Below are 14,445 nucleotides of genomic sequence, written 5' to 3' on the forward strand. Positions count from 1 at the left end.
TTATATTGAATTTTCATTTTAATGCTATAGCCTTTTTTACTCCATCTTTAATATCTGTAATTGCCATATTATATTTATCTAATAGTTGCTCTGCCTCACCTGATTCAGGGAAAATATCCTGCAATCCTATTCTCACAATAGGAACTGGATAATTACTGGTACTGGTTTCAGAAATAGCACTTCCTAGACCTCCAATAATATTATGATCTTCCACTGTTACAGCTGCACCGGTTTTTCTTAAAATACTCGTAATATTTTTTTCATCTAGCGGTTTCAAAGTATGAACCTCAACAACTTTTGCCTTTATACCTTCTTCTTCATAAAGCATATCAACAGCCTTCAAAGCACGGTATAAAATTGATCCAGTTGCAAAAACAACTACATCATCTCCATAATCTCTCATTACCCTAATTTTGCCTAATTCAAAATCAATCTCATCTTCAAAAATAAAAGGTTCTCGATCACTGCCAACCCTAAGATAGGCCGGACCATCTATTTGGGCTAAGGCTTTGGTTGCCTGATAAACTTCTCTCCCATCAGCCGGAACTACAACTGTTATTCCAGGAATACTACGAACAATACCTAGGTCTTCAAAAAATTGATGAGTTACTCCTTCACGTTCTCCACCATAAATACCACCATTAGCACCGATAAACTTTACATTTAATTTTGGATAAGCTACAAATGTTCTCATCTGCTCACAGGCTCTCATAGTTAGGAAACCAGCATAAGTAGCAACATATGGTTTTAATCCACTAGCTGCAAGTCCTGCTCCAAAATCAACAGCATTCTGTTCACAAATACCTACATCAAAAAGACGATCAGGGTATTTTTCTGCAAATTCCCCTGCTCGCATCGATTTTAAAGAATCTGCACAAACTACAGAAATAGCAGGGTCATTACTGGCTAACTTTAAAAGGGCATCCATAACTGCTCTTCTAGTATTAGATTGTTTTTTACTCATTAGCAACACCTCCAAATACTTTAATTGCCATATTAAGTTCATCTTCTGTTGGAGTCCGTTTATGCCAAGAATTATCATTTTCCATAAATGGTAATCCTTTACCTTTAATAGTCTTAGCCACTATAACTGATGGCTGTTTAGTTTCTGCTTTTGCTTTCTCAATAGCTGCCAATATTTGATTAATATTATGCCCATCTATTTCTTGGCAATGCCATCCAAAGGCCTTCCACTTCTCTAAAACAGGTATAATGGTACTGTTAATATCCTTAATAGCCCCCCCACTTTGAAATCCATTATTATCAACAAATACTATTAATTTACCTAGATTAAAGTGAGCAGCCGACATAGCCGCTTCCCAAACAACACCTTCTTGCAATTCTCCATCACCTGTAATTACATAAACATTATAATCATATCCTGTTACCCTACTTGCAGCTACCATTCCTGAAGCAATTGATATGCCGTTTCCTAAAGAACCAGAAGTCATGTCAATCCCTGGTGTTTTTATCATATCAGGATGTCCCTGTAAGATTGAACCCAACTTTCTTAAGCTAGGTAAAATTTTAGTTGAAAAATAACCTTTCCTAGCTAAAGCAGCATATATTATCGGACAGGCATGACCTTTAGATAATATTAGCCTATCTCTTTCAGACCAATCAGGATTTTTAGGGTCAATATTCATCACCTTATAATAAAGAGTTGCAACTATATCTGCAATTGACAAGGCCGGACCAGGGTGACCATCTCCTGCTAAATGAACCATTCTTACAACATCTAATCTTAATTTGTTAGCAATTTCTTTTATTTGAATAGCTTCATTATCCATAATATGAATCCCCTCCTTTAAAAATTAGTTTTTTTATACTCTATTTTTTTAATCCCAACATACCTTTAACAGTCTCCTCAACAACATCGGATTCAAATATTTCTTTCCAGTCTTCCTTGATTATTCTATTATAATTCTGTTCAATTGCCAATTTACAGGCATCTGATACAGGAGCTGGTATTACGTCTAAGACAATAGCTAATACTGTCCGCAAGTGTCCTAACACAAAGGATTGAGCAGCTTCTTTTGGAATACCTCTTTCAGTTAACTCTCCAATCACATCTCTTATCAAGTAAACCACTGAACCTCCAGCTACCTCTACAGCTGCTGGTTCTAATAATATCATCTGATCAACAGTAACATCATAAACATTATCTACTGGTGCCCACATATCCTTAGCTACTTTTTTTCCAATCTCAAAATGTTTCTCTTTACCCTGAAATAAAGCTGCAACTACATCTTGCCGAGCTACCCCACCAAAAAAATCATTATATGCCTCCAAATTATCCTGTGCTCTATAAAGAGGGGGATGACCTGGATGTACTACTACAAAACTACAATCATCACGAAGACTTACTTCCCCAGCATATGCCGCTGCTGGATCAAGCAAAAGTAATGTTGCATCTTTTTTCATCATAGATACTATTTCTTCTGAAATTTTGCCTATTAGATTATCTGGAACTGACAATATTACTAAATCACTTTGAGGAATAGCTTTTTCAGTCTCTGTATTAGTTAACCCCCTTTCTTTAAGCTTCGCAATGCCTGTTTCTCCATTCTCACAAAACAATAAATTATAATTACTTTTCAAAAGATTATTAGTAATACGAGTACCCATCTTCCCTGCTGCACCAATAATTGAAATTGTTAATTGTTTTGACATTGACTAGTCCTCCCTTATTAAGTTTGTTTGAGTTATCAATTGAATTTAAATATAAAGAAGCTTTATCAATTTATAGTAAATCTTATATCTACCCCCTCCTTGAATATTAAGATTATTTCTTAATATTATATATTATATATAATCGATTATATATAATATATAATTACAGATAGAGTATCATACTAATCAGTATTTGTCAAGCAATTTTAAATATATTATTTTTTCATATTATTTTTTACTTATAAAAAATTTATTATTTGAATAAATATTAATAACACCAGCATAATTTGAACGTTTACAACACAAATAAATATAACTGCTGAAAATTACAATCCCAGCAGCTATTACTTATGTTTAAATAAAATTAGATATTAATTTTATACAACCTCATAATTTGCTCACTCAACATTTCCAGCCATTCCCCCGATTTATTCATTGCCTCCTCAAGGGTAAGGGGCCGCTGTGTTATGCTAAAACATGTATCAATACCTGCCTGATACACTTCTCCAGCATTTTCAGCTACCATACCTGCTACAGCAATGACCGGAATATTCTTTTCCTTTGCTTTTTTAGCAACACCTACCGGGGTTTTACCTTGTACAGTTTGCCCATCAATCTTACCTTCACCAGTTATTACCAGATCTACCCCGCTAAGTTTTTCTTTGAATTTATTAGCCTCCAAGACTATATCAACCCCTGATTTAAGCTCTGCTTTTAGAAAGGCAAATAAGCCAGCTCCCAACCCACCAGCTGCTCCAGCACCTGGTATACTCTGCAAATCAATATTTAAACTTTTTTTAACTACCTCTGCAAAATATCTCAGGTTCTTATCAAGTAGTTCTACCATTCTTTGATCTGCACCCTTCTGAGGACCATATATGTATGCCGCACCTTCAGGACCATATAAGGGATTGTTTACATCACAGGCAACATTTACGCTAAGTCTTTTTATCCGTTTATCAAGATTAGATAAATCAATCTCCTTTATTTTATCCAGTTCTCCTCCACCAAAACCTATTTCCTGTCCATCTTCATCCCTGAAGCTAGCTCCCAGGGCCTGGGCCATCCCTACTCCAGCATCATTAGTAGCACTACCACCGATTCCTATTATTAATTCCTCTATCCCCTGGTCAAGGGCATGCTTGATCAATTCACCTGTTCCATAAGTAGTTGTTATACTTGGATCTGCCTTATCTTCCGGGACTAAAGGCAGACCAGATGCAGTTGCCATCTCAATAACAGCAGTTTTTCCATTACCCAAAATACCAAAGGAAGCTGCCACTTTATCCCCTAACGGTCCAGTAACATCTTTTACAATAATTTCACCATCAGTTGCGTCAACCAGAGATTGGACCGTACCTTCACCACCATCAGCCATTGGAACCTTAAGAACCTCTGCTTTAGGAAATACCTTTAATATGCCCTTTTTTATATGATCAGCCACTTCCAGTGCAGTCAAACTCCCTTTAAAAGAATCAGGTGCTATCATCACCTTCATAATATATTCCCCCTTATCCCGCGTTTTACAATATATCCTTATTATAATTAACTTGAAATTTCAATACAATATGCAAGTTCATTAAATATCAGTAGGTAATACAACAAAAATTTGTTAATACTGCATATTTTGACAAGGGAGACGGTTACGAAAATAAATAGTAGACAAAAAGCTGATACTGCGTTTATCTTACAATTTATTGATATAAATATAAGTACAAATGATAAGCAATCAATAGTGTAAAAAGGTCCTTAGCACTTCTGGGATTTAATCCGGTTATTTCATTTATTTTGTTTAATTTATATATTAATGTATTACGGTGAATATATATACTATCTGCTGCTTTACTAATATTTAAATCATTTTCTACAAGGGCTTCTATTAACTCCCCAAGATCTACATTTTCAAAGACTTCTATTATATTGTTTCCTAATAGATGATGTAGAAAATAAAGTCCTTCCTCTTTATCTATATAAGGCAAAAAATAGTCATAACCTAGGTGATCGAGAAAAAATATATTATTTTCATGATTATTATATACTTTCTTTCCCACCTTAAGGGCATGTTTTGCCCCCTGGTATGATATATATAATTTCTCTAATTCTGAGACCCTTTGTCCAACCCCAATTATTACAGAATCAAATATTTCATTAAACCTATCCAATATTTTATTGGTAATTTTCTTTGTGTACTCATAATAATTTTCAATGTTGTTATCTTTACTAAAACTTTTTACCAAAATGAGATTATCACCTCTACTAAAGATAATATCCTCTTTTTTATTTAGTCTTAAAAATGTATCCAGTATTCGAATCTGTTCAGTTAACAACTTATTATCAATAGGATGAATCTCAATTACTATTACTACCCGGACAAGGTCTAATGTCAAATCAAACAACTTAGCCCTATCAACTAACAGTTCTTTACTTTTTATACTGTTACTTAATAGTTGCTGAAAGAAATTTTCACAGGCTTTATTTTCTGCCTCAATTTCTCTCCGCAAAAACTCCTGCTGTAATATTAATTCAACCATATTTTTAACTATTTCTCCATAGCCAGCTACTTCATTCGCATCACCAGTTATACCAACAACACCTATAATCTGTTCATTAAACCTTATTGGAAGATTGATACCAGGTTTAACCCCCTTAAAGCCAGCTATATCTTTATCTTTTATGATCACCATTTTACCAGTTTTAACTACTTCTGCCGCACCCTTATGATACATATTTATTCTTTCTTGATTCCCACTAGCAATAATTATACCGTTGTAGTCCATTATATTAATGTTTTTGCCTAATACATCCATAGTATTTTTAACTATTTTTTTTGCTAAATCCATGGTTAATTTCACAATAGTACACCCTCTTAGAAACAATCTATTTGCAATATAATATACCGTTAATCTTATGTTCTATAATAAATCTATATTACTTCCGCTTAAACCCTAAATGCTGTGTAAGCCAATTATATTAATGTAGCGACTTTAACTTTTTGTGGAGGCAGGACGCCGGAACATTAGAAGCACGGCTTAAAACCTTGTTTCGTAGCGCGGCTCTATGCTATGAAGTAATAGAGGACGAAAGCAGGACGCTGAAGCGAACGACAAGCGGAGTTAATATAATTGGCTGGAACGGAAAAGTGCAATATTTATCCTCAGGGTATATCCCCTCTATAAAATCATGACCTACTATATCTAAAACAAATACATATTGTTATTATTCTACCTTAATTATTAAATAAATATGGGGAATTTCCTGCATTACATCTTAAAAAATTTTATTTGCAAACCATTACCCATAGGTAGAAAGGTTTTAATTGTTAAACACAAAAAATACACCTCTTTTAAAGAGATGTATTTTTTAATAAAAATATATAAAACCAGAAGTTCTTATCCAAGACAACTTTACTTACACAATTCCAATCGTCTTAAAGATAAATACAAAACCAGTCATAGTAAAAACTGATAACAAGGTAGTTGTCATAATAATATTAGATGAAAGCTTCTCATCCCCATTCATAGCCGCTGTCATAATATATGATACAAGTGAAGTAGGCACCCCAAATAATATATATATCAGCAGGATATCTTCATTAGAAAAGCCCAGCAGGTGTGCACAAAATACCGCAGTTGCCGGTAGAATAATCAATTTTAACATACTGGCTAATAAAGGCTGAAATAAATTTTGAACCGATTTCTGCAAACTAAAGGTGGCACCTATTGTAATTAAAGCCAGTGGTGTTACTACTACTTCAAAGTAACCCATAGTACGTGTTAAAATTATAGGTAGGCTTAGTTCGAATCGAGAGGCAACGACACCTGCTAGTATAGCAATTATTAAAGGATTTTTGACAATGTTTGATAGCGTTTTTTTGATACTAATATTACTACCCTTACTTGTATCAGTAACTGTTAAGACTATAACAGCAAGTATATTATATAAAGGTATAACAAAAGCCAGTACTAGCGGGGCTTTACTCCCTATTGAACCAGTTATGTTTTCCATAATTGATAAACCTATATAAAGGAAATTTCCCCTAAATGAACTATGAATAAATGCCCCTAACCTTGATCTTTCTCTGATAAAAATTAGACCTAAAATCCAGATAAAAACAACACTTAAAATAGTCCCCATAACAACAAATACAGTGAATTTAATATCAAAATAATCACTAATGGAAGTTTTCATTACATCACGAAATAATTTAATAGGTAAAGCTATATTAAAAATAAGTTTATTGGCTGCTTTTACAAAACCGTTACCTACTATTTCTTTCTTTTTTAAGATATAACCAGTAAACATAACCAAAAATATCGGAACTACAATACTTATACTAAATATAAAATTATCTATCATATATAAACTTTCCCTCTTTTGGATATAGTAATTATATTATTTCAACATTTGATACAGAAAAACAGAGGATCATAAAAATCCCCTGTCTATTGATATTATTTCTCAGGACGCATTGTTGGGAATAAAATAATATCTCTGATAGAACTTGAATTGGTTAGTAACATAACCAATCTATCTATGCCAATACCTAACCCACCAGTGGGAGGCATACCATACTCCAGAGCCCTGACATAGTCCTCATCCATCATCTGAGCTTCATCATCACCAGCTTCACGCTGTTTAACTTGATCCTCAAATCGTTCTTTTTGATCGACAGGATCATTTAACTCGGTGAAGGCATTACCTATTTCCCATCCATAGATAAAGGGTTCAAACCTATAAGTAAATTCAGGATTTTCATCCATTTTAGTGGCTAGTGGTGATATTTCTAAGGGATAGTCCATTATAAATGTAGGTTGTATTAACTTCTCTTCTACTCTTTCCTCGAAAAGAAGATTCAGCACTCTCCCTTTACTATAATTATTATCTACTTCTATCCCTACACCTTTAGCAGCCTCTCGGGCCTCTTCATCAGTTTTTATAGCACTAACGTCTACTCCAGTATACTCTTTAACAGCCTCAACCATGGTCAAACGACGCCAGGGAGGAGTTAGATCAATCTCCTCTCCCTGATAATTAATTATAGTTGTACCTAATGTTTCTTGAGCCACATGGGAAATCATATTTTCTGTTAATTCCATCATATCTTTATAATCTGCATTTGCTTGATAGAGTTCCATCATTGTAAATTCTGGGTTATGTTTAAACGACATACCTTCATTCCTGAAATTACGGTTTAATTCAAATACCTTTTCAAATCCACCTACTATTAACCGTTTTAAATAAAGTTCTGGAGCAATCCTCATATAAAGATCCATATCCAGAGTATTATGGTGGGTAATAAATGGCCGAGCACTGGTTCCACCTGGAATAGGATGCATCATTGGTGTTTCTACTTCTAGAAAATTATTATTTTCTAGATATTTTCTTATCTCTCTAATGATCCTACTCCTTAGAATAAAAGTCTCTCTTACATCAGGGTTTACAATCAAATCAACATAACGCTGACGATATCTGGTCTCCTTATCTTTTAGCCCATGAAACTTCTCTGGTAAAGGCCGCAGTGATTTAGATAAAAATTTAAAACTATTAACTTTAATCGATATTTGTCCCCGCCTTGTTTTGAAAACTTCACCATTGATACCAATAATATCTCCAATATCCAGTTCAGCAAAGAAATTATACTCGTCTTCCCCTACTACATCCAATTTAACATATAACTGAATTTTTCCTGTAATATCCATCAGATCAGCAAAACTTGCTTTGCCATGTGTCCTAATGGCCATCAAACGACCTGATAGAGAAACTTCCTGTCCTTCAAGTTCATCAAAGCTGTCTTCTATTTCTTGAGCATGATTAGTAACATTGTATTTTTTACCATAAGGTTTATGACCTTGCTGGATAATATCACTTAGTTTTTCTCTCCTCTGAATCATTAAGTCATTTAATTCTTCATTATTATCTGTCATCTATTTCCCCTACCCCTTTTTTTGTTTTTTTATTGATAAAATTTCATATTCAGTAATACCAGAAGGCACTTCAACCTTTACAGTATCACCCTTTTTATGCCCCAGGATAGCTTTTCCGATTGGTGATTCATTAGATATTTTAAAATTAAGCGGGTCAGCCTCAGCAGAACCAACAATCTTATATGAAAACTCATCATTAGTATCCATATCTTTTAATTCCACAATTGTACCTAAATTAACAGTATCACCCGTAATCTCGTCATCCTTAACAATACGGGCATTTCTGAGCATGATTTCTATTTCTTTAATTCTACCTTCTATAAAGGCCTGTTCATTTTTAGCATCATCATATTCGGAGTTTTCACTAATATCACCAAATTCACGAGCTACTTTAATTCTTTTGGCTATTTCCCGCCTTTTAACATTTTTTAGATTATTAAGTTCACTCTCAAGCTTTTCATACCCTTCCTGAGTTAACAATATTTCTTCTGCCATATTTTCGACCCCTTTACAATTAATTTATCTATTATCAAAATAGTGTCAAGTTATTCAATACTTGACACTAATATGTATATTCTAATTATTAATTATTATAAGTTACCCGTAAATATTTGTCAAGGTGAGTTAAGGAAATAAGGAAATAAGCTAATAGCTATCATCTCACTAGTACATCATCATCATTTTTTCTTCAGCCCTCTGCCTTATTTCAGCAATTTTATGATCAGAAAGTGCCCTTTCAAAACTCCTGAGCCCAGCTAATTTAAAACCGTGCTTTTCTGCCATACTAGCTGTTTCTTTTACTTTTTCAACTTCAATGAATGGTCCAAGACTGTAATCCTCAAATCTACCCTCTAAAGTAAGCATCATTGTCTCTGCCATACAGGCATAAGCAGTCTTGGGGGGATAACCAAAATTAAAATTAAAATTAACTGCCCCAGGCACCTCAACTATACCACCTTCTATTACTAAAACATCATCCCGCTGGGTTCCCACTCTTACTGCCACATCCCGGGGGCGGGCCACATCACAGACAACTGCCCCAGGCAACAAATCAACAGGGTCTATTAAAGCGTCTACCGCCCCAGATGCACTAATAATTACTTCAGAACTACTGACAGCCTGTTTTACATCAGTTGTACAGTTTATCTCTAATTGATAATTTAAACCCTCTATCTCTTTTTTTAACTGATTTAATCTTCCCATATCCCTACCAACAAGTATAAGCCTCTCTAAATCTGAACTTAAAACAAGACTGACTGCCCGTCCAATTGAACCAGTAGCACCGACAACAGCTGCTGTTATATCTGTTAATTGATATCCCATCTTTTTTACGGCCAGCCTGGTACCCTTAATTGCTGTAGCTACAGTGTAACTATTTCCTGTAGTAACTGGAATACCTAATTCTCTGGCAACAGTAATACCCTTATCTCCAACAACCGAGGTAAAAGCCCCCAGACCTACTATCTGAGCACCAAGTTCCCTGGCTTTTTCCCCAGCATGTATTATTTTTTTTATTACTTTGTCAGTAGGCAAACTCATCATCTGTCTGGTTGTTAAAAAACAACTAACAAAATACCCTTCAATCTCCTTACCTGTCGCCTCTGATTCTACACCTGTAATGTGAGATACCTTTAAAGCCGGTAACATCCGTGTAACCCTTTCTAATACATAATCTGGCAGTTTATCAGCCCAGCTATATTTCCTGCTATAATCAGTAATTTCAAGGGGGTGAATTATAAAACCAAATTTATCCATAGAATAATCCTCCTTCTTAAGATACAGCTTGTCTATCAAATTCTATTACTCTGGGGCTAAAACCAATCTTATCTAATAATTTTAAATAATCATCACTACTTAATTCCCCTGGTTTTTTACCAGCCAGAGTAATCAGCACACCCTCCATTACATTAGTGCCAAATGACCGGCCATTTAATTCAGGTGTTGTAGTAATTAAAGTCTTAATACCACTTTTTTCTAGTTCAGATATATTTTCCTGAGTAACTGTATTAGTAATTATTATTTTCCCATTCATATCCTGGGGCATATATTTGCGAACAAAATGATAATCCCCGGCAATAACATCTGCTTCCTGATAATACCTGGTATATTTTTCATCTGTATACTTTTTATCCTGATTATTCCCAGTAGGATATACCCACTCAATAGGTAATTTAGTAATTACTGGTGCAAAAGTTCTGGCTATTTTATCTAACGTCTTAAGTGAATAAATAGGCATAGGTAATCCCAGAGCAAAGATTAAATCACCAAAAATAACCTCAGCACCAAGGGAAACCAGGGCCTCTGCCATACCAAATCTATCAACAGCAGAGACCATTAAAACCTTTTTGTTAGCTAGTTTTAACCCCGTTTTTTGATCCAAAAAAGCAACAACACGCCTTTCCAGAGTATTTTTTAAACCACTACCATCTACAGCAGGGGTTTGTTTGACATCTTTAATCAGTTTTTTAGCATCCCTAAAAGTATATCTCTTTTTACCGGAATATATGTATAAATCAATACCACCTATTCCAAAGGCATCATATTTACCATCTAATTCAGTAAAGAGCCGGGCAGCTTTTTTCTTATCACCATTTGTTCCCCGTCTTTCTATGATAAATTTTTCCCCTAAAATATTGACTTCAACCCTGTGGTCACGTTTGCTTGAACCCAGGCTAATACTTATTACTTTCTTCACCCTGGTTTCCCCCTTAATTATGTATTTATGAAAAGGTAGTAATTATTCTCTTTATTTCTTCAGGGTTAACATACTTATCTTCAGTAATCGGTGATTCACCTAATTCAACACCAATAACATTGCCATCAAGTAATTTATCAATTAAATCAAGCCTCATATCAGAACCTAAAAAGATTATTAAATCAAAACCCTTTAGCTTAACAAGGATCTCCATAATTTCATTAAATATCTCTACTCCCTTTTTGTTGCGAACAAATGACCATCTTTCTTCTTCAGTTAATATTAGGACATAATCAAGTCCAAAATCAACAGCAAGCTGTTGTAGGTCGTCCTTATTTTTTACAGGAAACCCAAGTAAAGCAATCTTTTTCCCCTTCCTAATCTCCCCAATACTTTCAAGCCTTGATATAAAAGTCCTTTCAACGCCTATTTCATTAGCAACCATTGATTGTGAATAGCCTTTTTCCCTTAAAGATATAACCCGTTTAATTATTCTATCAATCTTTTTATTATTAATAATCTTATTCCCAATCCTGCTAAACTTCATAGCAGCACCTCCCGGCAATGTGCACAAATACGTACACATATATTGTATCACTCCAGAAAAAAATGTCAAGAATTTCTCAATATAAGTATCTTTCTATCCTTAAGACGGTATAATATAATATAATGTTTAAAGTAGTATTGGGGGTTTAAATAATGAAAGAGCAAATCACTAAGAATAATATTCCTGATTATACCGGTATAACCTGTGATTCAAGAGAGGTTAAACCAGGCTTTGCCTTTGTTGCTATTAAAGGTTTTAACCGGGATGGTCATGATTATATCAATGAGGCTATTGAAAAAGGTGCCAGCGTTGTTTTTACTGAAAAAGAGCCTGTGGCAAAAACAAATAGAAACATTCCAATCATAAAAGTTCAAAACTCCAGAACGGTTTTTGCACAACTGGCTGCTGATTTTTATGAGTATCCCTCAGAGGGGCTTGAACTAATCGGTGTAACAGGTACAAATGGAAAAACAACAACAACCCATTTGATTTACCATCTATTAAATCATAATCACAAAAAAGAAAAAAAAGCCGCCGGACTTATTGGTACTGTTAAAGTGGATACAGGTCAAGAAATAATACCCGGCAAATTAACTACCCCTGCCCCGATAACTTTACAAAAATATCTGCAGGAAATGCTTAAAAACAATTTGAAATATGTTTGTATGGAGGTATCATCACATGGTATAAAATTAGATAGAATTGCAGGATGCAAATTTTCAGTTAAAGTAGGTACCAATATCAGCATTGACCACTTTGACCTACATCCTAACTTCCCTGAGTATATAAATATTAAGAAGGGGTTTTTACAGGGAAACAAAAGCAAATTAATCTTAATTAATCAGGATGACCCTTACCTTAAATCTCCTGATATACTTACTAAGAACTTATTAAACTATGGTATAGACTCTAAAGCAAATATTAGGGCAGAGAATATAGAAAAATGGAATAATGGTACCTTGTTTAACTATAGACTATGTAAACCTATCAAAATGGATAACGGAAACCTGTTATCACCATTAAGGTTTCCTATAAAAATGCACCTGCCAGGCAAACATAATATCTATAACTCCCTGGTCGCCATTAGTATTGCCCTCTTTTATGGTCTCAAGCCGACACTAATTCAGGATTTTTTTGCTAATTTTATGGGTATCTGGCGGCGCCTTCAATTTATTTATAAAAAAGACTTTATTATCTTAGATGATTGTGCACATAATCCTGGAAGTTACCAGGCAGTATTTAATGCTGTTACTAAACTAAAATATAATAAAGTCTATATAGTAAACTCCCTGCGAGGAAACAGGGGAGTTAAAATTAATAAAAAAAATGCTGAGGTAATCAGTCAATGGCTTCCACGCTTAGGGGACTACTCCCTATTTACCTCAAACTGTAATGAAGTAGTAAAAGAAATTGATAGGGTCTCACAAAATGAAGAAGAAATCTTTTTGGAGATATTAAATAAGAATAAGATAAGATATTATCATTATAATAATTTAACCCCTGTCCTGAAAGATGTTATCTCACAGGTGAACAGGGGCGACCTTATCTTATTATTGGGCCCACATGCCATGGACCAGGCAGGTAAGATGATCCTTAAAATAATTAAAAATTAAATATCTACTTTAATTAGATAATTTCATCAAATAGTCCTGTAATACTTCCTTAACACTTCGATATGATTTCAAGTAGTTTAATTTTTCCTTTATTTTACTAGAATAAGGTCTACCTTTTAAATACCAGGACAGGTGTTTTCTCATTAGAGGAATGGCCCTTTTTTCACCATAGTAATCAACAGATTTTTTCAGGTGGTAAAGCGCCATCTCAATTATCTCCCTGTCAGTTGGTTCATCAAGCAACTCGCCTGTTTTAATGGCATGTACAGCCCGCTTGATAAGCCAGGGATTACCCTTAACCCCCCTGGCAATCATCACAGCATCACAATTGGTTTCTTCTATCATCTTTACCGCGTCTTCAGGCTGAAAGATATCTCCATTGCCAATTACAGGTATATTCACTTTTTCCTTGACAGCTTTTATTATCTGCCAATCTGCCTTTCCACTGTAAAACTCTTCACGGGTCCTACCGTGAACAGCAACAGCCTTAACCCCCATCTCCTCGGCCAGCACAGCTGTCTCAACTGCATTAATATGTCTGTCATCCCAACCTTTACGAATCTTAACTGTTACTGGGATGTCAACTGCAGTAACCACAGCTTTAATCAGACTTCTGGCTTTTTTTAGATCCTTCATCAAAGCAGAACCAGAGCCATTCTTAACTATCTTGTTGGTAGGACAACCCATATTGATATCAATGATATTTACTGCATATTTTTCCTGTATATGTGCAGCAGCCCTGGCCATAAATGCCGGATCTTCACCAAAAATTTGCACAGCAATAAAACCATCTTTTTTATTATATTCAACCAGCTCTTCTGTTTTTTCATTACCATAGGCAATCCCTTTGCTACTAACCATCTCGGTATAAAGAAGTTGGCAGCCCATATCCCTTATTATCTGTCGATAGGGGTAATCACTTACACCGGCCATCGGTGCTAAAAAAACTGGATTATCTATCTGCAAATCACCTATTTTCATTAATTACACCAC

General features: G+C 34.6%; 13 protein-coding genes. 1 reads left to right on the forward strand and 12 read right to left on the reverse strand.

From position 1 onward, the window contains the following. Positions 1-13: 13 nt before the first annotated feature. From GM661_RS15950 to GM661_RS16000, 11 genes are all read right to left on the reverse strand, one after another. A complete protein-coding gene (locus tag GM661_RS15950) occupies positions 14-964 on the reverse strand; it encodes a transketolase family protein (protein WP_230867702.1) in 951 nt (316 codons plus the stop codon). Beyond that, positions 957-1,790 carry a transketolase gene (locus GM661_RS15955; RefSeq protein WP_230867703.1) on the reverse strand — a complete coding sequence of 278 codons (834 nt, stop codon included), beginning with the start codon at positions 1,788-1,790 and terminating at the stop codon, positions 957-959. The genes GM661_RS15950 and GM661_RS15955 overlap by 8 nt, the downstream gene beginning before the upstream one ends. 40 nt (positions 1,791-1,830) lie before the next feature. Further along, positions 1,831-2,673, reverse strand: coding sequence for a phosphogluconate dehydrogenase C-terminal domain-containing protein (locus GM661_RS15960; RefSeq protein ID WP_230867704.1), 843 nt, complete (start codon positions 2,671-2,673; stop codon positions 1,831-1,833). Between the two features lie 364 nt (positions 2,674-3,037). Continuing rightward, on the reverse strand, positions 3,038-4,171 hold the full coding sequence (locus tag GM661_RS15965) for a glycerate kinase (RefSeq protein ID WP_230867705.1): 1,134 nt from the start codon (positions 4,169-4,171) through the stop codon (positions 3,038-3,040). A gap of 196 nt (positions 4,172-4,367) precedes the next feature. Then, positions 4,368-5,525, reverse strand: coding sequence for a CdaR family transcriptional regulator (locus GM661_RS15970; protein WP_230867706.1), 1,158 nt, complete (start codon positions 5,523-5,525; stop codon positions 4,368-4,370). 556 nt (positions 5,526-6,081) lie between these two features. Beyond that, entirely contained in the window at positions 6,082-7,029 is a 948-nt protein-coding gene (locus tag GM661_RS15975; RefSeq protein WP_230867707.1) for an AEC family transporter, read from the reverse strand. A gap of 95 nt (positions 7,030-7,124) precedes the next feature. Next, a complete protein-coding gene (gene lysS / locus GM661_RS15980) occupies positions 7,125-8,597 on the reverse strand; it encodes a lysine--tRNA ligase (protein WP_230867708.1) in 1,473 nt (490 codons plus the stop codon). 9 nt (positions 8,598-8,606) lie between these two features. After that, positions 8,607-9,092 (reverse strand): transcription elongation factor GreA, encoded by a 486-nt coding sequence (greA, locus tag GM661_RS15985; RefSeq protein ID WP_125986128.1) that lies wholly within the window; start codon positions 9,090-9,092, stop codon positions 8,607-8,609. Positions 9,093-9,260: 168 nt separating this feature from the next. Then, positions 9,261-10,352: a shikimate dehydrogenase gene (locus tag GM661_RS15990; RefSeq protein WP_125986131.1), complete on the reverse strand. Its 1,092-nt coding sequence runs from the start codon at positions 10,350-10,352 to the stop codon at positions 9,261-9,263. Positions 10,353-10,368: 16 nt separating this feature from the next. Further along, positions 10,369-11,292 carry a quinate 5-dehydrogenase gene (locus GM661_RS15995; RefSeq protein ID WP_230867709.1) on the reverse strand — a complete coding sequence of 308 codons (924 nt, stop codon included), beginning with the start codon at positions 11,290-11,292 and terminating at the stop codon, positions 10,369-10,371. 25 nt (positions 11,293-11,317) lie between these two features. Beyond that, on the reverse strand, positions 11,318-11,839 hold the full coding sequence (locus GM661_RS16000) for a transcriptional regulator (protein WP_125986135.1): 522 nt from the start codon (positions 11,837-11,839) through the stop codon (positions 11,318-11,320). A gap of 152 nt (positions 11,840-11,991) precedes the next feature. Between GM661_RS16000 and GM661_RS16005 the strand changes: the two genes are divergently transcribed. Beyond that, positions 11,992-13,452, forward strand: a complete 1,461-nt coding sequence (locus GM661_RS16005) for a Mur ligase family protein (RefSeq protein ID WP_230867710.1) — start codon at positions 11,992-11,994, stop codon at positions 13,450-13,452. A gap of 9 nt (positions 13,453-13,461) precedes the next feature. Here GM661_RS16005 and dusB read toward each other — a convergent pair whose 3' ends face one another. After that, positions 13,462-14,433 carry a tRNA dihydrouridine synthase DusB gene (dusB, locus tag GM661_RS16010; protein WP_230867711.1) on the reverse strand — a complete coding sequence of 324 codons (972 nt, stop codon included), beginning with the start codon at positions 14,431-14,433 and terminating at the stop codon, positions 13,462-13,464. Positions 14,434-14,445: the final 12 nt, after the last annotated feature.

This window comes from Iocasia fonsfrigidae, assembly GCF_017751145.1.
GTDB classification, from domain to species: Bacteria; Bacillota; Halanaerobiia; order Halanaerobiales; family DTU029; genus Iocasia; species Iocasia fonsfrigidae.